Genomic DNA, 25,652 nt, shown 5'->3' on the forward strand with positions numbered 1-25,652 from the left:
GGATGCACGCGCGCCTGCTCTATGTGATGGACCCGATGTGTTCCTGGTGCTGGGGCTTCGCGCCGGTGGTCGAGGCACTGGCCGCTCAGGCTGCCGAGCGCGGCGTGCCGATGGAGCTGGTGCTCGGCGGCCTGCGCCGTGACCAGGTGGCCATCGACGCCGCGGCGCGAGTCCGTTACCTGGGCTACTGGCAGGCGGTCAATGCCAGCACCGGGCAACTGTTCGACTTCGATGCCGGTCTGCCCGAAGGCATGTGCTACGACACTGAAGCGGCCTGCCGCGCGGTGGTCACCGTGCGCAAGCTCGATGCGCAGAGCGCCTGGCCCATGGCGCGACGCATCCAGCAGGCGTTCTACCAGGAAGGCGCGGACGTGACCCGCGCGCCGACCCTGGTGAAGCTGGCCGAGGAGGTCGGCATTCCACGGATCGAGTTCGCCGAGGCGTTCGACAGCGAAGAGCAGCACAGCGCTACCGCCGCTGATTTTAGCTGGGTGCAGGACCTCGGCATCGCCGGGTTCCCGACGCTGCTGGCGGAGAACCGTGGGCGCCTGGCCCTGCTTACCAATGGCTATCAACCTGTCGAGGCGCTGTCGCCCTTGCTCGCGCGCTGGCTGGAGCACGCCATCGATGGTTGATCGCCTGAGCTGGGCGGAAATTCGTCGCCTGGCCCTGCGCCACAAGCGCGCGCTGATCGTCGCCAATCTGGTCGCCGTGCTGGCGACCCTGTGCAGTGTGCCGATTCCCCTGCTGCTGCCATTGCTGGTGGACGAGGTATTGCTGGGCGACGGCAATACCGCGCTCAAGGTGATGGACAATTTCCTGCCCGAGGCCTGGCAGAGCGCGGTCGGCTACATACTGTTGATGCTGGCGCTGACCTTCGTGCTGCGCGGCTTTGCGCTGATCTTCAACGTGGTGCAGGCACGGCTGTTCGCACGGCTCTCCAAGGACATCGTCTACCGCATTCGCATACGCCTCATCGAGCGCCTCAAGCGCATCTCCCTTGCCGAGTACGAAAGCCTCGGCGGCGGCACGGTGACCACCCACCTGGTGACCGACCTCGACACCCTGGACAAATTCATCGGCGAAACCCTGAGCCGTTTCCTGGTCGGCGTGCTGACCCTGGCCGGCACCTCGGGGATTCTGCTGTGGATGCACTGGAAGCTGGCGTTGCTGATCCTGCTGTTCAACCCGCTGGTGATCTACGCCACGGTACAACTGGGCAAGCGCGTCAAGCACCTGAAAAAACTCGAGAACGACAGCACCTCGCATTTCACTCAGGCGCTGACGGAAACCCTGGATTCGATCCAGGAAGTGCGCGCCGGCAACCGCCAGGGCTACTTTCTCGGCCGCCTCGGTGGGCGTGCCCGAGAAGTGCGTGACTACGCCGTGGCCTCGCAATGGAAGACCGACGCCTCGAACCGCGCAAGTGGCCTGCTGTTCCAGTTCGGCATCGACGTGTTCCGGGCGGCGGCGATGCTTACCGTGCTGTTCTCCGACTTGTCCATCGGCCAGATGCTCGCCGTGTTCAGCTACCTGTGGTTCATGATCGGCCCGGTGGAGCAGCTGCTCAGCCTGCAATACGCGTTCTATGCCGCCGGTGGCGCGCTGACGCGGATCAACGAACTGCTCGGCCGGCGTGACGAGCCGGATTACGTTGGCGGCGCCGACCCGTTCACGGGCCGTGAAACCGTGGGGATCGACATCCACGACCTGACCTTTTCCTATGGCGAGGAGCCAGTGCTGGCGGGGCTCAACCTGTCCATTGCGCCCGGCGAGAAGGTCGCCATCGTCGGCGCCAGCGGCGGTGGCAAAAGCACCCTGGTGCAATTGCTGCTGGGCCTGTATACGCCCCAGGCCGGAGTGATCCGGTTCGGTGGCAGCAGCCAGGAAGAGATCGGCCTGCCGGTGATCCGTGAGCATGTCGCGGTGGTGCTGCAGCACCCGGCGCTGTTCAACGACACCGTGCGTGCCAATCTGTGCATGGGCCGCGAGCGCAGTGACGAAGCCTGCTGGCAAGCACTGACCATCGCCCAGTTGGCCACCACCATTCGCCAGTTGCCCCAGGGCCTGGACACCGTGGTCGGCCGTTCCGGCGTGCGTCTGTCCGGTGGGCAGCGCCAGCGCCTGGCCATCGCGCGCATGGTGCTGGCCGAGCCGCGGGTGGTGATCCTCGACGAAGCCACTTCGGCGCTAGACGCCGCCACCGAGTACGCCCTGCATAAAGCCTTGGCGCAGTTTCTCCACGGCCGCACCACCCTGATCATCGCCCACCGCCTGAGCGCGGTGAAACAGGCGGACCGGGTGCTGGTATTCGATGGCGGCAGCGTTGCCGAAGATGGCGACCATCGCCAGTTGATCGCAGAAGGCGGTCTGTACGCCAAGCTCTACGGCAACCTGCAACACTAGCGGGCTGCCAGCTCCTGGGCCTGTCGCTGCGGCGCGCTGGCTACGATGCTCATTCAGCCAGTCACGCAGTACACCCACCATTCGCCGCGGGGTCGCGGCTCCTACGAGGAATCGCGACGTCCCACCATGCGCGTAGGAGCGTCGCCCCGGGCGCGCGAAATTGTGGCCGAGTGTGGTATCGGCTTCGTACACGCCATTCGCCGCGGGGTCGCGGCTCCTACGAGGAATCGCGACGTCCCCACCATGCGCGTAGGCGCGTTGCCCACGGCGCGAGAAATTGTGGCCAGTGTGGTATCGGCGTCGTATACGCCCTTCGCCGCGGGGTCGCGGCTCCTACGAGGAATCGCGACGTCCCCACCATGCGCGTAGGAGCGTCGCCCCCGGCGCGAGAAATTGTGGCCGAGTGTGGTATCGGCGTCGTATACGCCCTTCGCCGCGGGGTCGCGGCTCCTACAAGGTATCGCGACGTCCCACAGTCGCGTAGGAGCGTCGCCCCCGGCGCGAGAAATTGTGGCCGAGTGTGGTATCGGCGTCGTATACGCCCTTCGCCGCGGGGGCGCGGCTCCTACGAGGAATCGCGGCGTCCCCACCATGCGCGTAGGAGCGTCGCCCCCGGCGCGAGAAATTGTGGCCGAGTGTGGTATCGGCGTCGTATACGCCCTTCGCCGCGGGGTCGCGGCTCCTACGAGGTATCGCGACGTCCGCACCATGCGCGTAGGAGCGTCGCCCCCGGCGCGAACGATTGCCGCCTTGGCACATCATTGGAATCGATCCGCCGTGCCATCGAAAACAGTCCCTACTCGTGCGGCAGCTTGCTGCCCCACTGCTGGATCGCCTTGGTGCGTTGCACGCTGGCGTTGACGGCCTTGTCGAGTTCTTCGTTGTAATCATCCAGCCAACTGCGTGATCCAGGGATCATGTCGGCCAGGTCGCGCATGCCGTTCTTGAGGGCCTGCAGGCTCTGCTGAAAACTCTGCTCCTGGCCCAGCAGGGTGCGACCCATGAGTTTCAAGGCGGCAATGTCCTGGGCCGGTGGTGCCGCTGGCGCCGCGGCGACTGGCGCGGGCGGTGGCGGCGTGGCGGCCAGTTTCAACAGAGCGTCCTGGCGTTTCTGATCCTCCTTCAGGCCGGCCAATTCCTTTTCCAGGGCTTCGGCACGGTGCTGCAGCGCGGCGAACGCTTCGGGATCGAACGGTGGTGGCTCGTCGGCGAGCATGTTCACCATCGCCGAGGTCGCCAGGCTGGACAGCACGATGAACAGCAGCAGCGCCAGCGCGAAGATGAGGATGCGGTTCAGCCGGCCGGCTTTTTCCAGCTTGGCCAGGCGTGCCTCATCACTGTCGGGGGCAAGATCGAAGGCGGCTGCCGGGCTCTCGACGTCTGATGGCGTTTCACTGCTCATGGTGGCCTCTGTTGTTATCGGTGTGGCAGGGCGGACTGCTGTCATTCTGGCAGCGTTTGCGTCTGCCCGCCTGTCATTCGGCCATCATCTCGTCGGCAGTGAATTCGACCGTGGCGTAACGAAAGGTTTACAGGGATGGGGCAGTCGAGACGGCCTGTCTACGGAAAATCCGCTGAGTTTCCTGGCGATGTATCGAATGCTTGCCAGCCGGCCCTGCAGGTTGGTGCGTTGCGATGGACAGAGGCCTTGTTGCCCCGGTCCGGCTCGATTGTCATGACGCCATAACCACAACGAGGGCAACCCATGAACGCCGTGGCCAGAATCGAGCAGCACAACCCGATCGGAACCGATGGTTTCGAGTTCGTCGAATTCACTGCGCCAACCCCCGAGGGCATCGAGCAGTTGCGCCAGCTGTTCAGCGCCATGGGTTTTACCGAGACCGCCAGGCACCGCAGCAAGCAGGTCTGGCTATTCCAGCAGCACGGCGTCAATTTCGTCCTCAATGGCAGCCCGACCGGGCACGTCCACGCCTTCGCCGAGAAGCACGGTCCCAGTGCCTGCGCCATGGCTTTCCGGGTGCGCAACGCCGCCCAGGCCGCCGCCTACGTGAAGGAGCAGGGCGCGACCCTGGTCGGCAGTCATGCCAATTTCGGCGAGTTGAACATTCCCTGCGTCGAGGGCATCGGTGGTTCGCTGCTGTACTTGGTGGACCGCTATGGTGAACACAGCATCTATGACGTGGACTTCGAGTTCATCGAAGGCCGTGGCCCAAACGACCACGCCGTCGGCCTGCAGATGATCGATCACCTGACGCACAACGTGAAGCGTGGGCAGATGGATGTCTGGTCCGGTTTCTACGAGCGTATTGCAGGCTTTCGCGAGATCCGCTATTTCGATATCGAAGGCAAGCTCACCGGTCTGGTATCTCGCGCCATGACCGCGCCCTGCGGCAAGATCCGCATCCCCATCAACGAGTCGGCCGACGACAAGTCGCAGATCGAGGAATTCATCCGCGAGTACCACGGCGAGGGCATCCAGCACATCGCGTTGTCCACCGACGACATCTACGCCACGGTGCGCAAGCTGCAGGCCAACGGCGTCGCCTTCATGCACACGCCGGATACCTACTACGAGAAAGTCGACCAGCGCGTGGCCGGGCATGGTGAACCACTGGACGTGCTGCGTGACCTGAGTCTGTTGATTGACGGAGCGCCGGGCGACGACGGCATCCTGCTGCAGATCTTCACCAATACCGTGATCGGTCCGATCTTCTTCGAAATCATCCAGCGCAAGGGCAATCAGGGCTTCGGCGAGGGCAATTTCAAGGCCCTGTTCGAATCCATCGAGGAAGATCAGCTGCGTCGCGGTGTAATCAGCGAGGAATGACGCCATGAGCCGCAAATGGATCAGCTTCCCTCTGCGTGAAGGCGAGCACTCGCGCCAGGCGCATTGCGACTTCCCGGCCGATACCTACGAGCGGGAAATGGGCCGCGAAGGCTTCTTCGGCCCCGTTACTCACCTGCACCACAGGCATCCGCCCACGGGCTGGGTGGATTGGCAGGGGCCATTGCGCCCTCACGCCTTCAACTTCAACCAGATTCCCAGTGAGCACGACTGCCCGCTTGCGGCGCCGCTGACCCTGCACAACGCCGACATCCGCCTGCGGGTGTGGAAGACCGCCAGCGCCATGACCCACCTGGTGCGCAACAGCGATGGCGACGAGCTGCTCTTCGTGCATGACGGTGCAGGGCACTTCCATTGCGATTTCGGTCACCTGGAATACCGCGATGGTGATTATCTGGTGATTCCCCGTGGCACCGCCTGGCGTATCGAGCCGACGGTACCCAGTCATTTTCTGCTGATCGAGAATACCGACGGCGCCTATCAATTGCCCGACAAGGGCCTGCTCGGCCCCCAGGCGATTTTCGACCCGGGCGTGCTCGAACACCCGCACATCGACGAGGCCTTCAAGGCCCAGCAGGACGAAAGCCACTGGCAGATCCGCATCAAGCGACGCAACCAGATCAGTACCGTGACCTACCCCTACAACCCGCTGGACGTGGTCGGCTGGCATGGCGACAACACCGTGGTGCGCCTCAACTGGCGTGATATCCGCCCGCTGGTGAGCCACCGTTACCACCTGCCGCCGTCGGTGCACACCACCTTCGTGGCCAACGGTTTCGTGGTCTGCACCTTCACCCCGCGGCCGGTGGAGTCCGATCCCGGCGCGCTGAAGGTGCCGTTCTTCCACAACAACGACGACTACGACGAAGTGCTGTTCTACCACCGCGGCAATTTCTTCAGCCGCGACAACATCGAGGCCGGCATGGTCACTCTGCACCCGTGCGGATTCCCCCATGGCCCGCACCCCAAGGCGCTAAAGAAGGCACAGATCGATCCTGCCAGCTTCACTGACGAAGTGGCAGTGATGATCGACACGCGCCGCGCCCTCGAAGTGGCCGATGCTGCCGCCGCGGTGGATGTCGCCGAATACGTAAATTCCTGGCGTGCGCCGGGCAAGGAGTCCTGATGAAACTGGCCTCGCTGAACAGCGGCCGCGATGGCGTGCTGGTGGTCGTGTCCCGCGATCTGTCCCGCGCCACCGAGGTGCCCGCAATCGCCCCTACATTGCAGGCCGCGCTGGATGAATGGGCGAGCAAGCGGCCGCAGCTGGAGGCGGTTTATCAGCGCCTCAATGACGGCCTGGAAACTGCCGCCTTCGACTTCGATCAGCGCGCTTGCCACAGCCCGCTGCCGCGCGCCTATCACTGGGCCGATGGCAGTGCCTACGTCAACCATGTGGAACTGGTGCGCAAGGCGCGTGGCGCCGAGATGCCCGAGTCGTTCTGGCACGAGCCGCTGATGTACCAGGGCGGCTCGGACGTCTTCATCGCGCCCCATGCGCCGATTCGCCTGGGTGACGAAGCCTGGGGCATCGACCTTGAGGCCGAACTGGCGGTGATCACCGACGACGTGCCCATGGGCGTCACGCCTGCACAGGCACTCGCGCACGTGCAGTTGCTGCTGCTGGTCAACGACGTGTCGCTGCGCAACCTGATTCCTGGCGAGCTGGCCAAGGGTTTTGGCTTCTACCAGAGCAAACCGTCGTCGAGCTTTTCGCCGGTAGCCGTCACCCCGGACGAGCTTGGCGAGAGCTGGCGCGACGGGCGCGTGCATCGGCCACTGGTGTCGCACATCAACGGCAGCCTGTTCGGCCAGCCCGATGCAGGCACCGACATGACCTTCGACTTTCCGACCCTGGTCGCCCATGCCGCACGCACCCGGCCGCTCGGCAGCGGCACCATCATCGGCTCGGGCACGGTGTCGAACTATGACCGCAGCGCGGGCTCCAGCTGTCTGGCCGAAAAACGCATGCTGGAGCTGCTCGAACACGGTGAGGCGAAAACCCCGTTTCTCCGGTTTGGCGACCGGGTGCGCATCGAGATGTTCGATGCGGCCGGCGCGAGCATCTTTGGCGCCATCGACCAGCAGGTAGAGCGCTATCCCTAGCCTGTAGGAGGCGTCGCCCCCGGCGCGAGGCGATAGCTGCTTTGCCGCGTACTCGGCGCAGGCCGCCTGATTCGCCTTGGGGCGGGTTTCGATGAATAGGGGAGGTCACCGTGTTGACGCTATACGGCTACTGGCGCTCCAGCGCCGCATACCGGGTGCGTATCGCCCTCAACCTCAAGGGCGTGGCCTATCGGCAGGTGCCGGTGCACCTGGTGCGCGAGGGTGGCGAACAGCATGGCGAGGCTTTTCGGGCGTTGAATCCGCAGGGCCTGGTACCACTGCTGGTGGACGAGGAAAACGGCGGCGCGCGGATCGCCCAGTCCCTGGCGATTCTCGAATACCTCGACGAGGTCTTCCCGGTGCCGGCGATTCTTCCCGACGATCCCCTGCAGCGTGCGGCGGTGCGCGCCCTGGCGCTGCACATCGCCTGTGAAGTGCACCCGCTCAACAACTTGCGGGTACTGCAGTACCTCGCCAGCGAGCTGGGCGTCTCTGAAGAGCAGAAAAACGCCTGGTACCGGCATTGGGTCGCCGAGGGCCTGGCTGCCGTGGAGCAGGGGCTGGCGGTATACGATGACGCATTCTCTCTCGCCAAACGGCCGGGCTATCTGGAAGCCTGTTTGGTTCCACAGGTGTACAATGCGCGCCGTTTCGACTGTGACCTCGATGCGTACCCTCGCATCCTCGCCCTGACCGCACGCTGTGAAGCCCTGGAGGCTTTCCGGCACGCCGCACCGGACGCCCAGCCCGACGCGCAGTAAAACCGGCGGCAGGTAAGCGCGAGACCCCAGCCATTCCGCCTGGCCATGAGCCGAGCGGGTTCGATCCCGTCACGGTCGATCACCCACAGGTGACAGATGCCAAGCGACATGCTCCAGACCGGCCCGCTCAAGCGCGGCCTGAAGAACCGCCACATTCAGTTGATCGCCCTGGGTGGCGCCATCGGTACCGGCCTGTTTCTCGGTTCGGCCGGGGTCATGGCTTCCGCCGGGCCGTCGATGATCCTCGGCTACGCGATTGGCGGCTTCATTGCCTTCCTGATCATGCGCCAGCTTGGCGAGATGATCGTCGAAGAGCCGGTGGCCGGCTCGTTCAGCCACTTCGCCCACGCTTACTGGGGACCATTCGCGGGCTTTCTGTCGGGCTGGAACTACTGGGTGCTGTACGTGCTGGTCGGCATGGCCGAACTCACCGCAGTGGGCAAATACGTGCAGTACTGGTGGCCGGAAGTGCCGACCTGGGCCACCGCGGCGGTGTTCTTCGTGTTCATCAACGCCATCAACCTGACCAACGTGCGGGTGTTTGGCGAGACCGAGTTCTGGTTCTCGATCATCAAGGTGGTGGCGATCATCGGCATGATCCTGCTCGGCTGCTACCTGCTATTCAGCGGCGCCGGCGGCGAGCAGGCGTCGGTAAGCAATCTGTGGAGCCACGGCGGCTTTTTCCCCAACGGCGTGTCAGGGCTGGTGATGATGATGGCCATCATCATGTTCTCCTTCGGCGGCCTGGAGCTGGTGGGCATTACCGCAGCCGAGGCCGACCAGCCGAAAACGGTGATCCCCAAGGCGATCAACCAGGTGGTCTATCGCATCCTGATCTTCTACGTCGGCGCGCTGACCGTGCTGTTGTCACTGCACCCCTGGGACGATCTGGTGGCGACCCTCACCGCCGGTGGCGACTCCTACGGCAGCAGCCCCTTCGTGCAGATCTTCTCGCTGATCGGCAGCGACACCGCCGCGCATATCCTCAATTTCGTGGTGCTTACCGCCGCGCTGTCGGTCTACAACAGCGGCGTGTACTGCAACAGCCGCATGCTCTATGGCCTTGCCGAGCAGGGCAACGCACCCAAGTCGCTGCTCAAGGTCGACAAGCGCGGCGTGCCGGTGCTGGCGATCTTCTTCTCGGCGGCGTTCACGCTGATCTGCGTGGTGGTCAACTACCTGGTGCCGAAAAGCGCCCTGGAGTTGCTGATGTCCCTGGTGGTCGCCGCCCTGGTGATCAACTGGGCGATGATCAGCCTGGCCCATATCAAATTCCGCAAAGCCATGCAGGCCAGGGGCGTGGAACCGTCCTTCAAGGCGTTCTGGTTCCCGTTCGCCAACTACCTGTGCCTGGCCTTCGTGTTGTTCATCCTGGGCGTGATGCTGTTCATCCCGGGCATTCGCCTGTCGGTGTTCGCCATCCCGTTCTGGCTGCTGTTCATCTGGGTCTCTTTCCAGCTACGCCAACGCCGGCTCGCCCGCCAGGCCGGGTGAGCGCGGGTTGCCCCCCCGCAGCGCGATGCTGCGGGACAGCGCGCAATCTACTGTTGCCTGGTGCTGGGAGCGGCAATCTTTTGTCATGCGATGGCAAACAGCCGTGTCGGCCTGCCGCTATAGTGGCCACTTGGTATTACTAAGCTTTCGCTAATGATCTGCGCCTGTCAGCCGATCAACTGATTGACAACACTACCCGCGCGAGCACCGACAAGGTGTTCGCGCAACGCGACGTATAAAAATAAATGGAGCCGCTTAGATGGTGCATTCTGCCACTCGACTGTTCGTCGACCTTTCCGTAGGCAAGAAACTTCTGGTGGGCTTTGGCCTGGTACTGCTGCTGACCGTTGCGGTGACTGGCAGCGGGTTCGTCGCCGTGCAGGCGGTCATGCAGGGCCATTCCCAATCCGTCGGTCTGTCGACCATCAATGCGCAGATCCTCGGCGCTCGGCGGCTCGAGCGCGATTACGCCATCAGCCACAGTGAAGCCGATGCCCAGCGCATGCGTGACCAGCTCGCCTCGGTACGTGCCGGGTTGGCCGAGCAGATCGCCAGCGCCACACCCGCGGAGCGCGAACGCCTGCAGGCGATGGACGCCGCCACCGCGGACTACCTCGAACAGTTCGACGCCAGCGTGCAGCAGCAGACCCGTGCGGGCCAGGCTCGCGTGCAGATGAGCGACGCGGCCCAGGAGGCGCGCGGTCAGTTCGAAATGATCGAATTGGACATGTACGACGCCGTGCGTGAGTTGCGCCTGGCCGGCGACAAGCTGCGCGGCAGCGACCCGCTGACCCTGGCGGAAACCGCGTCCAACCTCAGCAAGCGCATGCTCGAACTGCGCAGCCATGAAAGCCAGTTCATCATCGACGGGTCCCCGGATGCGCTGGAAGAATGGAATTTCGTCAGCTCCGACCTGCAGTCATCGGCAAACGGGCTGATGGTGTGGCTCGATGAAGACCAGAAGCGCGCCATCGAAGCGGCGCTGGTGGCGCTCGGGGCCTACCAGCAGGCCTTCGCCAGCTTTCAGCAACTGTTCGAACAGAGCAAGGCCAGCGATGCGGCCATGCTGCAGCAGGCCGATCAGGTGCTGGCGCTCGCCGACCAGGCCAAGAACCTCGAAGAGCAGAGCATGGGCGACGATAGCCGCAAGGCCATGCTGCTGCTGGGCAGCATGGGCGTCGCAGCGGTGGTGATCGGGCTGTTCGCCGCGTTGAGCATCAGCCGCTCCATCGTCGCGCCGCTGCGCCAGACGGTGGCCTTCGCCCAGCGCATCGCCCAGGGCGATCTCAGTCAGGACCTCCCGCAGGATCGGCGCGACGAACTGGGTCAACTGCTCGACGCCATGCAGGGCATGACCCGCAGCCTGCGCGACCTGGTCGGGCGGATCGGCACCGGGGTCGGGCAGATCGCCGCGGCAGCCGAGCAGCTCTCGGCCATCACTGCGCAGACCAGCGCCGGTGTGCAGAGCCAGAAAGAGGAAACCGAACAGACCGCCACCGCCATGCACCAGATGGCCGCCACCGTGCAGGAAGTGGCGCAGAACGCCGAGCAGGCCTCGCAGGCTGCCGCCGATGCCGACCGCGAAGCGCAACAGGGCAACCAGGTGGTGCAACAGGCGATCGGCCAGGTGGACAAGCTGGCCCGGGAGGTCGAGCAGTCCGCCGAGGCGATGCAGGCGCTGAACCAGGAAAGCGGGCGCATCGGCAGCGTGCTGGAGGTGATTCGCGCCGTCGCCGAGCAAACCAATCTGCTGGCCCTCAATGCCGCTATCGAGGCGGCGCGGGCGGGGGATCAGGGCCGCGGTTTCGCGGTGGTCGCCGACGAGGTGCGTGCCCTGGCGCGGCGCACCCATGACTCTACCCAGGAAATCGAAAACCTCATCGCCAACCTGCAGCGCCTGACCACTGGCGCGGCAGAGCAGATGGAGGGCAGCCGCGCGCTGACCCAGCGTACCGTCAGCCTGGCAGGCGAGGCGGGCGCTGCACTGGGCCGGATCACCCTGGCAGTAAGCACCATCGAACAGATGAACCAGCAGATCGCTGCTGCTGCGGAAGAGCAGAGCGCCGTGGCGGAAACCATCAGCAAGAGCGTGACCCGCGTACGCGACATCGGTGAGCAGAGTGCCAGTGCCAGCCAGCAAACTGCCGTTTCGAGCGCCGAACTGGCTCGCCTGGGCGTCGAGCTGCAAGGGCTGGTGCGGCAGTTCCGAACCTGATGGCCCGTGCCTAGCGCCTGTCAGGGCCAGGCGTGGGGTTTGGCTCAGGCTGGGCTGCCGCCTGTGCGGCGGCAGCCCAGCCTCCTTGCTCGAGCAATCGGGCCTCGTGGCTTACAGCTGCATCGACAGCCCTGGTTGAGCCTGCAGCAGCTGGGCTCACTCCTGCGTCGTCGCCACGCTCAATCGCGGCTCACAACGCTGGGTCGCTGTCGTCGTCCGCCGAGCTGGCAGCCTTGCGGCCAGGGGCCAGGTGGACATCGGGTGGTGCGCTATCGCCCTGCGGGTAGCGGTTCAGCTCGCTTGCCCACAAGGCCAGCGGCACGGGCGTTTCGGGGTGCCAGATGCGCTCCAGCAGCAGCGCCAGGCGCTGCATGTCACCGCGCTCTGCCGGCCAGCGCTCGATGAACGGCTGCACCTTCCAGACGTTGTCCTGCCAGTGGGCAAAATCGAAGCGGAACGGGTGAAAGCCGGTCACGCCCAGGCGAAGGTCGGTCACTACCAGGTGATCGCCGATGCGGTCGTAGCGAAGTATGTCGTTGGTAAACCACTTCAACCGCTGGTGGGCCGGCGAATCAGCCAGGGCCTCGCTCAGCCCCGCACCGCGCGGCATGCGTTCCAGCACCGGTGGCGCTCTGTCGAACCAGCCGACCAGTGCTTCGTGGTAATCCTCCCCATCGATGACGATGACCCGCCACAGCAGGGTGTTGAATGGCGTTGGAGAACTGAAGATAGCCTCGGCTTCGATGCCCTGGCGCGCCAGTTCGCTCTCTACCCGGTGTTCGGCCATGTACTTGCCGCCCAGGCTTGAGGCCAGGTACAGGGTGGAAAACGCCAGTGCCCAGTTGATCACCGGGTTGGCCTTGTCCTGCAGGCCCCTGATCAGTCCGTAGATGACGGCACCCAGCAGCGGCAGGCTGTAGACCGGATCGATAATGAAAATACTCGACCAGGCTGCCGGTGTGGGTGCGAATGGCCAGAGCAACTGCGTGCCATAACTGGTGAAGGCATCGAGCAGCGGATGGGTGATCAGCACCAGCCAGATCGCCAGAAACAACCGCCGCGCCGAATAACCGGGATTGGGCCGCCATTGTCGTATCAGCCAGGTGAGCAACAGGGCAAAGCCGCTGAGTACGAACAACGAGTGGCTGAAACCTCGGTGGTAGGTCATGGCCGCCACCGAGTCGCCGTAGTCGATGATTACATCCAGGTCCGGTAGCGTGCCCAGCACGGCGCCGTAGACCAGCGCCTTGCGCCCCTGCCAGCGGCCCAGCAGGGCACCCTGGATGCTGGCGCCGAGTACGGCTTGGGTAATCGAGTCCATGGTCTTCTCTGAAATGCCTGCGGTCGACTACGTTACTTGAGCGCGTCGCATCTTGTATCGGCAAATTTCGAGCAAAGGTTTCAGGCAGCGCCGCACCGGTCATGGGCTATGCTTGACGCCCACCCGAAACAAGGTGCCCCATGCTGGTCATTTCCAACAGCATTCATCTGCCTGACGACGAAGTCGAGCTCACCGCCATCCGTGCTCAGGGTGCGGGCGGGCAGAACGTCAACAAGGTGTCCAGCGCCATGCATCTGCGCTTCGACAGCCAGGCATCGTCGTTGCCACCGTTCTACAAGGAGCGGCTGCTGGCCCTGCGTGACAGCCGCATCACCGCCGAGGGCGTGGTGATCATCAAAGCGCAGCAATATCGCACCCAGGAACAGAACCGTGCCGACGCCCTGGAGCGTCTCGCGGAACTGATTCGCTCGGCCGGCAAGACCGAAAAGGCCCGGCGCCCGACCAAGCCGACCCTGGGCTCCAAGAAGCGTCGGCTGGAAGGCAAGACCAAGCGCGGGGCGATCAAGGCAGGCAGGGGGCGGGTGGATTTCTAGGCGCCGCTCAGTCCCACTGTGGCGCGAACCCCGGATTGGCCAGGCGTTCGCCGCGCTCCAGTTTGGCGATGGAGGCCATGTCCTGCTCGCTGAGCGTCAGCTGCAAGGCGCCGAGGTTGCTTTCCAGGTTGGCACGTTTGGTCGATGACGGAATCACCGCAAAACCCTGCTGCAGTGCCCAGGCCAGTGCGACCTGTGCCGGGTTGGCGGCGTGGCCGGCGGCGATGCCCTGGATCACCGTATCGCTGATCACCTTGCCGTATGCCAGCGGCATGTAGGCTGTCAGGTGGATGCCGTGTTGCCGGGCGAACTCCACCACCTTGCGGTTCTGCAGGAACGGATGGATTTCCACCTGGTGCGTGGCGATCTGATCGGCACCGACCACTTCCATGGCCTGTTGCAGGTGCGCGTTGGTGAAGTTGGACACGCCGATCTTGCCGGTCAGGCCAGCGGCCTTGGCTTCCATCAGGGCGGCCATGTATTCGGCAACCTGAATCTCGTCGTTGGGCGAGGGCCAGTGGATCAGCGTCAGGTCGACCTGGTCGAGGCGCAGTTTGCGCAGACTTTCTTCCAGGCTGGGAATCAGCTTGTCGGCGCCGAGGTTGTCGGTCCAGATCTTGGTGGTGACGAAAAGTTCGCTGCGCGGCACGCTGCTGTCGGCGATGGCCTGGCCCACTTCGGCTTCATTGCCGTAGATCTGCGCGGTGTCTATATGCCGATAGCCCAGTTCGAGGCCGTTGCGTACCGAGTCGATGACGTGCTGGTCCTTGAGGCGGAAGGTGCCGAGGCCTAGGGCGGGAATCTGCTGCATGGGGGCTCCTGTCAAATGGACGACTGTCTTTAGCTGACAGCGGTGGTTCCGGGTTGTTGCGCCGGAAGTGAGCCAGTATGGGCCGTGGACTTATGCGCAAAAACCGCGTTTCATGCAGTACATAGTTGCCCTGTAGTCACGAATACCAACATGAAAACCACCCTCGATGAGCTCCTCGCCTTTAGCACCGTGGTTGCCAGCGGTTCAATCAGCGCCGCTGCGCAGCAATTGGCGCAGACCGCCTCGGGCGTCAGCCGTGCCCTCAGCCGGCTGGAAGAAAAGCTCGATGTGACGCTGCTGCAGCGCACCACCCGGCGCCTGGAACTGACGGAGGAGGGGCATGCCTTTCTCGCCCAGGCGCGGCGCATCCTGGATAGCGTCGAAGAGGCTGAAGAGCAGATGCGTGTACGCCGGCAGACCCCGGCCGGGCGGCTGCGTATCAATGCCGCCGCGCCGTTCATGCTGCATGCGGTGGTGCCTCTGGTCGCCGGCTTTCGCGAGCGCTACCCGCATATCGAGCTGCAATTGCACAGCAGCGACGAGATCATCGACCTGATCGAACAGCGCACCGACGTGGCCATCCGCATCGGCCCGCTACGCGACTCCACCCTGCATGCCCGGCCGCTGGGCAGCAATCGTCTGCGCGTTCTGGCCAGCCCCGCCTACCTGCACCAGCAAGGCGTGCCAGCCAGTGTCGAGGCGCTTGAGGAGCACAGCCTGCTCGGCTTCACCCAGCCCGACAGCCTCAACCAGTGGCCTTTGCGCCACGCCCTTGGCGACAGTTATGCCATCGCGCCCAGCCTGCAGGCGTCCAGCGGCGAGACGCTGCGGCAATTGGCGCTGGGTGGCGCCGGTGTCGTCTGCCTGGCCGATTTCATGACGCACCGCGACCGCGCCGCCGGCGATCTGGTGCAGGTCCTCGCCGAGCATACCGTCGAGGTTCGCCAGCCGATCCATGCCGTCTATTACCGCAACACGGCGCTGACGTCGCGCATCACCTGTTTTCTCGATTACCTGAGCGCCGAGCTTGGCAGTGGTGAATAGAAGTTTTGCCGCACTGTAGAGGCGCCCTCGATGGGCCCGCAGCGGGCTGACTCGAAGGCGCGGAGCGGGCCCGGCGAACCTGAACGAAAGGCCCGAATTCATTGGCCTGTAGCGGCCTGCAGGGGCGCCACAAATATCCCTGGAACTGGCCGAGTGCCACACGGGTCTAGGATGATGGTTGATAAGGAGATACCAAAATGACCAAATCCCCCTTCTTTCGTCGTTTGGCTGCGCTGTTGGCAGTGTTCCATGTCCTGGTGATCGCCCAGGTTCCACTCGCCAACGCCGCGATGATCGGTACGGGTGAGGTGCTCACCGAGCAGCAACAGCAGGTCGACCGTCAGCAACTGCTGTCGATGCTCGACGACCAGCAGGTCAAGGAAAAGCTGCTCGCCATGGGTGTCGAGCGTGATCAGGTCGAAAACCGCATCAACAACCTGACCAGCGCCGAGCTGTCGCAATTCAACCAGCAACTGTCCGAGGCTCCGGCCGGCGCTGGCGTGGTGGGCATCATCGTGTTGTTCTTGGTGATCTTCATCATCACCGATATGCTCTGCGCCACCGACCTGTTCAGTTTCGTCAAATGCATAAATCGCTGAAACCGCTCCTCGCTTCACTTCTGATCGTCCTGCTCAGCGCTTGCGCTCGGTCCCCGGTGTTGTCACCGGAGGCCGAGCGCCTGCCTGAGCGGGTCGAACTCAGCAGCGTCCCTTTTTATCCGCAAACCGCTTATCAGTGTGGGCCCGCCGCGCTGGCGACCATGCTCAACCAGCGCGGTGTGCTGACCACCCCCGGTTTCCTGCAGGACCAGGTCTACATTCCTGGCCGCGAAGGCAGCCTGCAGGTCGAGATGGTCGCGGCAGCGCGCTCTCACGATCTCCTCGTTTATCCGCTAAAACCCAAACTCGATGCCCTGCTTGCCGAAGTGGCTGCCGGCAATCCGGTGCTGGTGCTGCAGAACCTGGCATTCGACTGGTACCCGCAATGGCACTTCGCGGTGCTGGTGGGCTATGACCGCCGTGAGCAAACGCTGATTCTGCGCTCCGGCACCAGCCGCCGCTGGGTGACCAGCTTCGCCGCCTTCGACAAGACCTGGGCGCGGGGCAAGCGCTGGGCCGTGGTGACCATGCCGCCCGATACCCTGCCTGCCACCGCCGAGCCCACCACCTGGCTCAAGGCCGCCGCGGACCTTGAAGAAGTTGGCCGCAAGGATGTCGCCCAGCATGCTTACCGCACTGCAACCCAGCGCTGGCCGGAGCAGGCCGTAGGCTGGTTCGCCCTGGCCAACAGCCGCTACGCAGGCGGGGATTTGCGCGGCGCCGAAGCGGCGTTCAGAGAAAGCGTCAGCCGCCAGCCGGATTTCGCCGCGGGCTGGTTCAATTTGTCTCAAGTGCTCGACGAGCGCGGCTGCAAAGCCGAAGCGACCAGCGCCCGCCAATGCGCCCAGCGTATCGCTCCGGACGACAAGCGCTTCACCGTGATCGGCAAGCAAGGCGCGGCATCGGGCCAGTGCGCTGCGCCCATTGCGTGCCCAGCCCAGTAATCCATCTGGCAAAGTAAAACGGCGCTCATTGAGCGCCGTTTTTCTATGCAAGTCCCCATACGCCGACCTGTCTGCTTTAACGTGGATCGGGGCGCATAGTTGACGGTCTTTCATCCACTAGCCAGGTTAATTGATCGCACCCGCGCTCAAGCGTGGGTGCTGGGTTTGGGCGTTCCGGGCCCGCTTCCCTGTCCGCGGGGACGCAGAGCGTCCCGGAATGCATTCCACGCGCAGCGTAGGGAAGGATCACTCACGCCGCTTCCGTCAGCCCAGCTCCACTTGCAATCGCCGCAATGGTGGAAAAGAAGGGCGTTTTCCACCCTACGAGGCGATGCGCATCATCGTCGCCTGGTTGAGCGAAGCGATACCCAGGAATAAAGGCTGGCGTTACGACGGCGAGGGCCGGGCGGCTACAGACCTCAAACCCAAAAAACTCAGTTTTTTTAGTCAGTTAGCGAAAAAGGGTATTGACTCTTCAGCGCGCCTCCGTAGAATGCGCACCCACAGCAGGCACATAGCTCAGTTGGTTAGAGCACCACCTTGACATGGTGGGGGTCGTTGGTTCGAATCCAATTGTGCCTACCAAATTTTAAATGGTCGCTTCGGCGGCCATTTTTTTTGGTCGCGATTCAATGGCGGTCGCCTTGTTGGCGGCGTCAGCGACTGAAAGTGCTCGGGTCGCCTTGTCAGGCGGTCGTGATTCTGAAAGCATCCACCGTTTCGCATCTTCCAGTGATTGCGGTTCGTTCTCGGTCGGGCCTCACGGCTCCTGCCTCTGTATGGCAGATACGCCACCGGATCGCTTACTGGCTCATCCCAACCCATGTGGCCTTTGGTAGAGGTCACCACTAGGAGAGGAGGCGCCATGCCCACCATTACTCTTCCCGACGGCAGTCAGCGTTCGTTCGATCACCCGGTATCCGTACTCGAGGTGGCGCAATCCATTGGTGCCGGTCTGGCGAAAGCCACCGTTGCCGGCAAGGTCAACGGTCGTCTGGTCGACGCCTGTGACCTGATCGAAGTCGATGCGACCCTGCAGATCATCACGCCCAAGGACGACGAGGGCGTGGAAATCATTCGCCACTCCTGCGCCCACCTGATCGGCCATGCGGTCAAGCAGCTGTACCCGACTGCGCGCATGGTCATCGGCCCGGTGATTGACGATGGCTTCTATTACGACATCGCCTACGAGCGCCCCTTCACCCCTGATGACGTCACCGCCATCGAAGCGCGCATGAAGGAGCTGATCGACAAGGACTACGACGTCATCAAGAAAGTGACGCCGCGCGCCGAAGTGATCGACGTGTTCACGTCCCGCAGCGAAGACTACAAGCTGCGTCTGGTCGAGGACATGCCGAACGAGCAGGCCATGGGCCTGTATTACCACGAAGAGTACGTGGACATGTGCCGCGGCCCGCACGTGCCCAACACTCGCTTTCTCAAGGCATTCAAGCTGACCAAGCTGTCCGGCGCCTACTGGCGTGGCGATGCGAAGAACGAGCAGCTGCAGCGCATCTACGGCACTGCCTGGGCAGACAAGAAGCAGCTGGCGGCCTACATCCAGCGCATCGAGGAAGCCGAGAAGCGCGACCACCGCAAGATCGGCAAGCGCCTCGACCTGTTCCATACCCAGGAAGAAGCGCCGGGCATGGTGTTCTGGCACCCCAATGGCTGGACCATCTACCAGGTGCTCGAGCAGTACATGCGCGGCGTGCAGCGTGAAAATGGCTACCAGGAAGTGCGTACCCCGCAGGTCGTCGACCGCGTGCTGTGGGAGAAGTCCGGGCACTGGGGCAACTACGCCGACAACATGTTCACCACCGAATCGGAAAGCCGCGACTACGCCATCAAGCCGATGAACTGCCCGTGCCACGTGCAGATTTTCAACCAGGGCCTGAAGAGCTACCGCGAGCTGCCGCTGCGCCTGGCCGAGTTCGGCTCCTGCCACCGCAACGAAGCATCCGGTGCCCTGCACGGCATCATGCGCGTGCGCGGCTTCACCCAGGACGATGCGCACATCTTCTGTACCGAAGAGCAGGTGAAGAAGGAAGCGGCCGACTTCATCAAGCTGACCCTGCAGGTCTATTCGGACTTCGGTTTCAGCGACATCAAGATGAAGTTGTCCACCCGTCCGGCCAAGCGTGTCGGCGATGACGCCTTCTGGGATCGCGCTGAAAAAGCCCTGGCTGATGCGTTGAACGACGCCGGCCTGCCGTGGGAATACCTGCCGGGCGAGGGCGCGTTCTACGGTCCGAAGATCGAATTCACCCTGCTCGATTGCCTCGGCCGTTCCTGGCAGTGCGGTACCCTGCAGTACGACCCGAACATGCCGCAGCGTCTGGAAGCGAGCTACGTTTCCGAAGACAACAGCCGCAAAGTCCCGGTCATGCTGCACCGCGCGATTCTCGGTTCGTTCGAGCGCTTCATCGGCATTCTGATCGAACACTACGAGGGCGCTTTCCCGGCATGGCTGGCTCCGACTCAGGCGGTGGTGATGAATATCACCGACAAGCAGGCCGATTTTGCCCTTGAAGTGGAAAAATCACTCACTCAAAGCGGTTTTCGTGCCAAGTCCGACTTGAGGAACGAGAAGATAGGCTTTAAAATCCGCGAGCATACTTTGCTCAAGGTTCCCTATCTGCTAGTCATCGGGGACCGAGAAGTAGAGACGCAAACTGTCGCTGTGCGTACCCGTGAAGGTGCTGACCTGGGCTCCATGCCCGTCGCCCAATTCAATGAGTTGCTCGCACAAGCGGTTTCCCGGCGCGGTCGCCAAGATTTGGAGTAATTATTATTAAGCGTGATATGAGACAAGATAAACGAGCTGCCCCGAAGGCTCCGATCAACGAGAATATCTCGGCACGCGAGGTTCGGTTAATTGGCGCTGAAGGCGAGCAGATTGGCATCGTCTCGATTGATGAAGCGCTTAAAATTGCCGAAGACGCGAAGCTGGATCTGGTAGAAATCTCCGCGGACGCACTGCCGCCCGTTTGCCGCATCATGGATTACGGCAAACACCTCTTCGAGAAGAAGAAGCAGGCTGCGATCGCCAAGAAGAACCAGCACCAGCAGCAGATTAAAGAAATCAAGTTTCGTCCAGGGACGGAAGATGGGGATTACCAGGTAAAACTTCGCAACCTGGTACGTTTCCTGATGGAAGGGGACAAGGCCAAGATCTCTCTGAGATTCCGTGGTCGTGAGATGGCCCACCAGGAGCTGGGTATGGAACTGTTGAAGCGGGTCGAGGCTGACCTGATCGAATACGGTACCGTCGAACAGCATCCTAAGATGGAAGGACGCCAACTGATGATGGTCATCGCTCCCAAACGCAAGAAGTAACCTCCAGGGCACGGCAGGCCTTATGGTTATCTATATCAACTGAATGCGGAGTATCCGAACATGCCAAAGATGAAAACCAAAAGCGGTGCGGCTAAGCGTTTCCTGAAAACCGCCACCGGCTTCAAGCACAAACACGCTTTCAAGAGCCACATCCTGACCAAGATGTCGACCAAACGTAAGCGTCACCTGCGCGGTAGCACCATGGTGCATCCGTCTGACGTTGCAAAGGTCGCGCGCATGCTGCGCGTTCGTTAATCTCGGTCAAGATAGAGGAAATAGCTCATGGCTCGTGTTAAACGTGGCGTTATCGCTCGTGCTCGTCACAAAAAAATTCTGAAACTCGCTAAAGGCTACTACGGTGCACGTTCGCGCGTATTCCGTGTTGCCAAGCAGGCTGTCATCAAGGCTGGTCAATATGCCTACCGTGACCGTCGTCAGAAAAAACGTCAGTTCCGCGCTCTGTGGATCGCTCGTATCAACGCTGGTGCTCGCGTCAACGGTCTGTCCTACAGCCGTTTCATCGCTGGCCTGAAAAAAGCGTCGATCGAAATCGACCGTAAGGTTCTGGCTGATCTGGCAGTGAACGAAAAAGCGGCGTTTGCTGCGATTGTCGAGAAAGCGAAAGCCGTACTGGCTTAAGTCCCCGACAATCACCGGGTTTCGGCCCGGTGCTAAACGTCACCAATAGGGGAAGAGCCTTCAAGCTCTTCCCCTGTTTCGTATCTGGAGTCTGTAAATGGAAAATCTGGATGTGCTGGTCTCGCAAGCGCTCGAGGCCGTCAGCCACACCGACGATGTGAACGCCCTGGAACAACTGCGGGTTCACTATCTGGGCAAGAAGGGCGAACTGACCCAGGTGATGAAGACTCTGGGCAACCTGTCTGCCGAAGAACGTCCCAAGGCGGGCGCTCTGATCAACTCGGCCAAGGAGCGCGTCCAGGACGCCCTCAACAGCCGCAAAGAGATTCTCGAATCGGCCGCGCTGAGCGCCAAGCTCGCCGCCGAACGGATCGATGTCACCCTGCCGGGCCGTGGCCAGGCATCGGGTGGCCTGCATCCGGTTACCCGTACCCTGGAGCGCGTCGAGCAATTCTTTACGCGCATTGGTTACGGCATCGCTGAAGGCCCGGAAGTGGAGAACGACTACCACAACTTCGAGGCGCTCAACATTCCGGGCCATCACCCGGCGCGTGCCATGCACGACACCTTCTATTTCAACGCCAACATGCTGCTGCGCACCCATACCTCGCCGGTGCAGGTGCGCACCATGGAGTCCCAGCAGCCGCCGATTCGCATCGTCTGCCCGGGCCGCGTGTACCGTTGCGATTCGGATATCACCCATTCGCCGATGTTCCATCAGGTCGAAGGCCTGCTGGTCGACGAGGGTGTGAGCTTCGCCGACCTCAAGGGCACCATCGAGGAGTTTCTGCGGGTGTTCTTCGAGAAGCCCCTGGGCGTGCGTTTCCGCCCATCCTTCTTCCCCTTCACCGAACCCTCGGCCGAAGTCGACATGCAATGCGTGATGTGCAGTGGCAAAGGCTGCCGCGTGTGCAAGCAGACCGGCTGGCTGGAAGTGATGGGCTGCGGCATGGTGCACCCGAACGTGCTGCGCATGAGCGGCATCGACCCGGAAAAATACTCCGGCTTCGCCTTCGGCATGGGCGTCGAGCGCCTGGCCATGCTGCGCTACGGCGTCAACGACTTACGGCTGTTCTTCGATAACGATCTGCGGTTCCTGGCGCAATTTCGCTAGTGCCACCGCGTTCAGTCATCGAATGGATCCAGGAGAACAGACAATATGAAATTCAGTGAACAGTGGCTGCGTAGCTGGGTAAGCCCGCAGGTGTCCCGTGACGAGCTGGTCGCGCGCCTGTCCATGGCGGGCCTCGAAGTCGACAGCGTCAGCCCGGTGGCCGGTGCCTTCAGCGGCGTGATCGTCGGCGAGGTGCTGAGCACCGAGCAACACCCGGACGCCGACAAACTGCGCGTGTGCCAGGTCAGCAACGGCAGCGAAACCTTCCAGGTGGTGTGCGGCGCGCCCAACGTGCGCCCCGGGCTGAAGATTCCGTTCGCCATGATCGGCGCCGAACTGCCCGGCGACTTCAAGATCAAGAAGGCCAAGCTGCGCGGCGTCGAGTCCAACGGCATGCTCTGCTCGGCGTCCGAGCTGCAGATCAGCGACGACAACGACGGCCTGCTCGAGCTGCCGGCCGATGCGCCGGTTGGCCAGGACATCCGCCAGTACTTCGACCTCGACGACGTCAGCATCGAAGTCGACCTGACCCCCAACCGCGGCGACTGCCTGTCCCTGGCTGGCCTGGCCCGTGAAGTCGGCGCTCTGTACGACGCCACCGTCACCCGCCCGCAGGTGGCTGTCGTCGTCCCGGCCCATGACGAAGTGCGCCCGGTCGAAGTGCTGGCTCCGCAGGCCTGCCCGCGTTACCTGGGCCGCGTGGTGCGCAACGTCGACCTGTCCAAGCCGACGCCGCGCTGGATGGTCGAGCGCCTGCGTCGCGCCGACGTGCGCAGCATCGATGCCGCCGTCGACGTCACCAACTACGTGATGCTCGAACTCGGCCAGCCGATGCACGCCTTCGACCTGGACGTGATCCAGGGCGGCATTCGCGTGCGCATGGCCGAAGAGGGCGAGAAGCTGGTGCTGCTCGACGGCCAGGAAGTCACCCTGCGTGCCGACACCCTGGTGATCGCCGACCATGAGCGCGCCCTGGCCATCGCCGGCGTGATGGGCGGCGAGCACAGCGGCGTCAGCGCCACCACCCGCGACCTGTTCCTGGAAAGCGCCTTCTTCGACACCATCGCCGTGGCTGGCAAGGCTCGTTCCTACGGCCTGCACACCGACTCTTCGCACCGCTTCGAGCGCGGCGTGGATTCGCAACTGGCCCGCGAGGCCATGGAGCGCGCCACTGCGTTGCTGCTGGAGATCGTCGGCGGCGAAGCCGGCCCGATCATCGAAGCGGTCGACCAGGCGCAACTGCCCAACATCGCACCCATCACCCTGCGGGCCGAGCGCGTCGAGCAGATGCTCGGCCTCAAGCTCGACGACGAACTGATCGTCAAACTGCTTGGCGCACTGGGCCTGGGTATCGAAGCCCAGGGGGCAGGGCAGTGGCAGGTCAAGGTGCCAAGCCACCGCTTCGACATCAGCCTGGAAGTCGACCTGATCGAAGAGCTGGCCCGCCTGTATGGCTACAACCGCCTGCCGGTGCGTTACCCGCAAGCACGCCTGGCGCCGCAGACCAAGGCCGAAGCCGTGGCCGACCTGCCGGTGCTGCGTCGCCTGCTGGTGGCCCGTGGTTACCAGGAAGCGATCACCTACAGCTTCATCGATCCCAAGCTGTTCGAACTGTTCAGCCCGGGCGTGCAGCCGCTCACCCTGGCCAACCCGATTTCCGCCGACATGGCCGCCATGCGCGCCTCGTTGTGGCCGGGCCTGGTCAAGGCCGTCGAGCACAACCTCAACCGCCAGCAGTCGCGCGTGCGGCTGTTCGAAAGCGGCCTGCGCTTCGTGGGGCAACTGGACGAGCTCAAGCAGGAGCCAATGCTCGCCGGTGTGATCACCGGCAGCCGCCTGCCTGAGAGCTGGGCTCATGGCCGCGACGGCGTGGACTTCTTCGATGCCAAGGCCGACGTCGAAGCCCTGCTTGCCGCCGCTGGCGACCTCGGCAGCTTCGCCTTCGTGCCGGGCGAGCACAATGCCCTGCATCCTGGCCAGACCGCGCGCATCGAGCGGGAAGGGCGCCTGGTCGGCTACGTGGGCGCCATCCATCCGGAGCTGGCCAAGACCCTGGGCATCGATCAGCCGCTGTTCCTGTTCGAACTGGTGCTGAGCGAAATCACCCAGGGCCGCATGCCCGCGTTCAAGGAGCTGTCGCGCTTCCCGGAAGTGCGTCGTGACCTGGCGCTGCTGGTCGATCGCGACGTGCCGGCGCAGCACCTGCTGGCCGACATGCGCGAGCAGGCTGGCGAGTGGCTGACCGACCTCAGGTTGTTTGACGTTTATCAGGGTAAAGGTATTGATCCGCTTAGAAAAAGCCTCGCCGTTGGCTTGACCTGGCAGCATCCATCGCGCACTCTAAATGACGATGAGGTGAGTACCGCGACCCAGAACATCCTCACCTCCCTGGAACAAAGGTTCAACGCCACGTTAAGGAACTAGCGTATGGGGGCACTGACGAAAGCTGAGATGGCCGAACGTCTGTACGATGAACTGGGCCTGAACAAACGAGAAGCCAAGGAGCTGGTGGAACTCTTCTTCGAAGAAATCCGCCAGGCCCTGGAACTCAATGAGCAGGTGAAGCTCTCAGGCTTCGGTAACTTCGATCTGCGCGATAAGCGTCAGCGCCCCGGTCGTAATCCAAAAACAGGGGAGGAAATCCCGATCACGGCCCGCCGTGTCGTGACTTTCCGCCCCGGCCAGAAGCTCAAAGCCAGGGTCGAAGCATATGCTGGAACCAAGTCATAACGACGAACTGCCCGTCATCCCCGGCAAACGGTACTTCACCATCGGCGAGGTCAGCGAACTCTGTGCTGTCAAACCGCACGTGCTTCGTTACTGGGAGCAGGAGTTTCCGCAGCTCAACCCGGTCAAGCGTCGCGGCAACCGTCGGTATTACCAGCGCCAGGATGTGCTGATGATCCGCCAGATCCGCGCCCTGCTGTACGACCAGGGCTTCACCATCGGCGGCGCACGCCTGCGCCTGACCGGCGAAGAAGCCAAGGACGACACCACCCAGTACAAGCAACTCATCAAGCAAATGATCGCCGAGCTGGAGGATGTACTCCACGTCCTGCGCAAATGAATTTGTAGAAAAACCTTCCACAATTCAGATGCTTAGTTTATAGTCTCTCCCGCTTTCGGCTAACGCCAAAGGCACCAGCAACACCCGTCGGGGCGTAGCGCAGCCCGGTAGCGCACTTGCATGGGGTGCAAGGGGTCGAGTGTTCGAATCACTCCGTCCCGACCAAAATACCCCAAAAAATCCAGTCACTTAGCGGTGACTGGATTTTTTTATGCCTGGAGGTTTTTGAAAGCTTCTGATTTTTGCCCCACTTTTTGCCCCACCGATGATTTTTCTGCCGAGAGAGTAGCCGTTCCTGTTGGCCTCGCTCGGGGCTTCGATTCTTCTTCGAGAATTCAGGCGAGGCCGAGGTTACCTACTTACGAAATTGCGTCTTGCTTGACCGCCCATTTGCTCGGCCTTATCCACAGGTTGCATCCAGCCTCACCAATT

23 protein-coding genes, 2 tRNA genes and 1 pseudogene are annotated in these 25,652 nt (G+C 62.8%); 23 read left to right on the forward strand and 3 right to left on the reverse strand.

All coding sequences use genetic code 11. The annotated features are described in order from the left end of the window. The first annotated feature begins 2 nt into the window (after positions 1–2). The gene (locus ACZ0AV_RS22530; RefSeq protein ID WP_499153080.1) at positions 3–635 is read left to right on the forward strand and encodes a DsbA family protein; all 633 of its coding nucleotides are present in this window, start codon (positions 3–5) and stop codon (positions 633–635) included. Further along, positions 628–2,406, forward strand: a complete 1,779-nt coding sequence (locus tag ACZ0AV_RS22535; protein ID WP_499153081.1) for an ABC transporter ATP-binding protein — start codon at positions 628–630, stop codon at positions 2,404–2,406. The genes ACZ0AV_RS22530 and ACZ0AV_RS22535 overlap by 8 nt, the downstream gene beginning before the upstream one ends. Before the next feature lie 796 nt (positions 2,407–3,202). On the opposite strand, the gene ACZ0AV_RS22540 is transcribed toward ACZ0AV_RS22535, so the two are convergent. After that, positions 3,203–3,808 (reverse strand): hypothetical protein, encoded by a 606-nt coding sequence (locus ACZ0AV_RS22540; RefSeq protein ID WP_499153082.1) that lies wholly within the window; start codon positions 3,806–3,808, stop codon positions 3,203–3,205. Between the two features lie 303 nt (positions 3,809–4,111). On the opposite strand from ACZ0AV_RS22540, the gene hppD reads away from it, so the two are divergent. The 7 genes and pseudogenes from hppD to ACZ0AV_RS22575 all read left to right on the forward strand — a co-directional run bounded on the left by hppD (position 4,112) and on the right by ACZ0AV_RS22575 (position 11,788). Then, positions 4,112–5,194 (forward strand): 4-hydroxyphenylpyruvate dioxygenase, encoded by a 1,083-nt coding sequence (gene hppD / locus ACZ0AV_RS22545; protein ID WP_499153083.1) that lies wholly within the window; start codon positions 4,112–4,114, stop codon positions 5,192–5,194. A 4-nt stretch (positions 5,195–5,198) separates the two neighbouring features. Next, complete coding sequence (locus ACZ0AV_RS22550) at positions 5,199–6,338, forward strand: homogentisate 1,2-dioxygenase (protein WP_499153084.1); 1,140 nt, start codon at positions 5,199–5,201, stop codon at positions 6,336–6,338. Beyond that, positions 6,338–7,318 (forward strand): fumarylacetoacetate hydrolase family protein, encoded by a 981-nt coding sequence (locus tag ACZ0AV_RS22555; RefSeq protein ID WP_499153085.1) that lies wholly within the window; start codon positions 6,338–6,340, stop codon positions 7,316–7,318. Before ACZ0AV_RS22550 ends, ACZ0AV_RS22555 begins: the two co-directional genes overlap by 1 nt. Before the next feature lie 110 nt (positions 7,319–7,428). Continuing rightward, the gene (maiA, locus tag ACZ0AV_RS22560; RefSeq protein WP_499153086.1) at positions 7,429–8,079 is read left to right on the forward strand and encodes a maleylacetoacetate isomerase; all 651 of its coding nucleotides are present in this window, start codon (positions 7,429–7,431) and stop codon (positions 8,077–8,079) included. 96 nt (positions 8,080–8,175) lie between these two features. Further along, on the forward strand, positions 8,176–9,573 hold the full coding sequence (locus ACZ0AV_RS22565; protein WP_499153087.1) for an amino acid permease: 1,398 nt from the start codon (positions 8,176–8,178) through the stop codon (positions 9,571–9,573). Between the two features lie 1,171 nt (positions 9,574–10,744). Next, positions 10,745–10,933 (forward strand): annotated as a pseudogene (locus ACZ0AV_RS22570) (HAMP domain-containing protein); the annotation flags it as partial. A gap of 141 nt (positions 10,934–11,074) precedes the next feature. Further along, positions 11,075–11,788, forward strand: a complete 714-nt coding sequence (locus ACZ0AV_RS22575) for a methyl-accepting chemotaxis protein (protein WP_499153430.1) — start codon at positions 11,075–11,077, stop codon at positions 11,786–11,788. Between the two features lie 190 nt (positions 11,789–11,978). On the opposite strand, the gene ACZ0AV_RS22580 is transcribed toward ACZ0AV_RS22575, so the two are convergent. After that, on the reverse strand, positions 11,979–13,109 hold the full coding sequence (locus tag ACZ0AV_RS22580) for a metal-dependent hydrolase (protein WP_499153088.1): 1,131 nt from the start codon (positions 13,107–13,109) through the stop codon (positions 11,979–11,981). Positions 13,110–13,249: 140 nt separating this feature from the next. On the opposite strand from ACZ0AV_RS22580, the gene arfB reads away from it, so the two are divergent. Next, a complete protein-coding gene (gene arfB / locus ACZ0AV_RS22585) occupies positions 13,250–13,663 on the forward strand; it encodes an alternative ribosome rescue aminoacyl-tRNA hydrolase ArfB (protein WP_499153089.1) in 414 nt (137 codons plus the stop codon). Between the two features lie 7 nt (positions 13,664–13,670). Here arfB and dkgB read toward each other — a convergent pair whose 3' ends face one another. After that, positions 13,671–14,474 carry a 2,5-didehydrogluconate reductase DkgB gene (gene dkgB / locus ACZ0AV_RS22590; protein ID WP_499153090.1) on the reverse strand — a complete coding sequence of 268 codons (804 nt, stop codon included), beginning with the start codon at positions 14,472–14,474 and terminating at the stop codon, positions 13,671–13,673. 150 nt (positions 14,475–14,624) lie between these two features. Between dkgB and ACZ0AV_RS22595 the strand changes: the two genes are divergently transcribed. The 13 genes from ACZ0AV_RS22595 to ACZ0AV_RS22655 all read left to right on the forward strand — a co-directional run bounded on the left by ACZ0AV_RS22595 (position 14,625) and on the right by ACZ0AV_RS22655 (position 25,385). Next, positions 14,625–15,518 (forward strand): LysR substrate-binding domain-containing protein, encoded by an 894-nt coding sequence (locus tag ACZ0AV_RS22595; RefSeq protein WP_499153091.1) that lies wholly within the window; start codon positions 14,625–14,627, stop codon positions 15,516–15,518. Between the two features lie 197 nt (positions 15,519–15,715). Beyond that, positions 15,716–16,117 (forward strand): PA2779 family protein, encoded by a 402-nt coding sequence (locus ACZ0AV_RS22600; RefSeq protein WP_499153092.1) that lies wholly within the window; start codon positions 15,716–15,718, stop codon positions 16,115–16,117. Beyond that, the gene (locus ACZ0AV_RS22605) at positions 16,102–17,061 is read left to right on the forward strand and encodes a PA2778 family cysteine peptidase (RefSeq protein WP_499153093.1); all 960 of its coding nucleotides are present in this window, start codon (positions 16,102–16,104) and stop codon (positions 17,059–17,061) included. The genes ACZ0AV_RS22600 and ACZ0AV_RS22605 overlap by 16 nt, the downstream gene beginning before the upstream one ends. Positions 17,062–17,569: 508 nt before the next feature. Beyond that, positions 17,570–17,646: transfer RNA gene (locus ACZ0AV_RS22610), tRNA-Val, on the forward strand. Positions 17,647–17,926: 280 nt separating this feature from the next. Then, the gene (gene thrS, locus ACZ0AV_RS22615; RefSeq protein ID WP_499153094.1) at positions 17,927–19,849 is read left to right on the forward strand and encodes a threonine--tRNA ligase; all 1,923 of its coding nucleotides are present in this window, start codon (positions 17,927–17,929) and stop codon (positions 19,847–19,849) included. Then, the gene (gene infC / locus ACZ0AV_RS22620) at positions 19,849–20,400 is read left to right on the forward strand and encodes a translation initiation factor IF-3 (RefSeq protein WP_499153431.1); all 552 of its coding nucleotides are present in this window, start codon (positions 19,849–19,851) and stop codon (positions 20,398–20,400) included. Before thrS ends, infC begins: the two co-directional genes overlap by 1 nt. Before the next feature lie 60 nt (positions 20,401–20,460). Further along, positions 20,461–20,655, forward strand: coding sequence for a 50S ribosomal protein L35 (rpmI, locus tag ACZ0AV_RS22625; RefSeq protein ID WP_042552869.1), 195 nt, complete (start codon positions 20,461–20,463; stop codon positions 20,653–20,655). A gap of 27 nt (positions 20,656–20,682) precedes the next feature. Further along, positions 20,683–21,039, forward strand: a complete 357-nt coding sequence (rplT, locus tag ACZ0AV_RS22630) for a 50S ribosomal protein L20 (RefSeq protein WP_225833270.1) — start codon at positions 20,683–20,685, stop codon at positions 21,037–21,039. Between the two features lie 97 nt (positions 21,040–21,136). Further along, a complete protein-coding gene (pheS, locus tag ACZ0AV_RS22635; RefSeq protein WP_070883499.1) occupies positions 21,137–22,153 on the forward strand; it encodes a phenylalanine--tRNA ligase subunit alpha in 1,017 nt (338 codons plus the stop codon). A gap of 45 nt (positions 22,154–22,198) precedes the next feature. Next, a complete protein-coding gene (gene pheT, locus ACZ0AV_RS22640) occupies positions 22,199–24,577 on the forward strand; it encodes a phenylalanine--tRNA ligase subunit beta (RefSeq protein ID WP_499153095.1) in 2,379 nt (792 codons plus the stop codon). 3 nt (positions 24,578–24,580) lie between these two features. Further along, positions 24,581–24,883: an integration host factor subunit alpha gene (gene ihfA, locus ACZ0AV_RS22645; RefSeq protein WP_013791841.1), complete on the forward strand. Its 303-nt coding sequence runs from the start codon at positions 24,581–24,583 to the stop codon at positions 24,881–24,883. Then, complete coding sequence (locus tag ACZ0AV_RS22650; protein ID WP_013791840.1) at positions 24,864–25,220, forward strand: MerR family transcriptional regulator; 357 nt, start codon at positions 24,864–24,866, stop codon at positions 25,218–25,220. The genes ihfA and ACZ0AV_RS22650 overlap by 20 nt, the downstream gene beginning before the upstream one ends. Positions 25,221–25,308: 88 nt before the next feature. After that, positions 25,309–25,385: transfer RNA gene (locus ACZ0AV_RS22655), tRNA-Pro, on the forward strand. Positions 25,386–25,652: the final 267 nt, after the last annotated feature.

Source organism: Pseudomonas sp. AC532 (genome assembly GCF_979258965.1).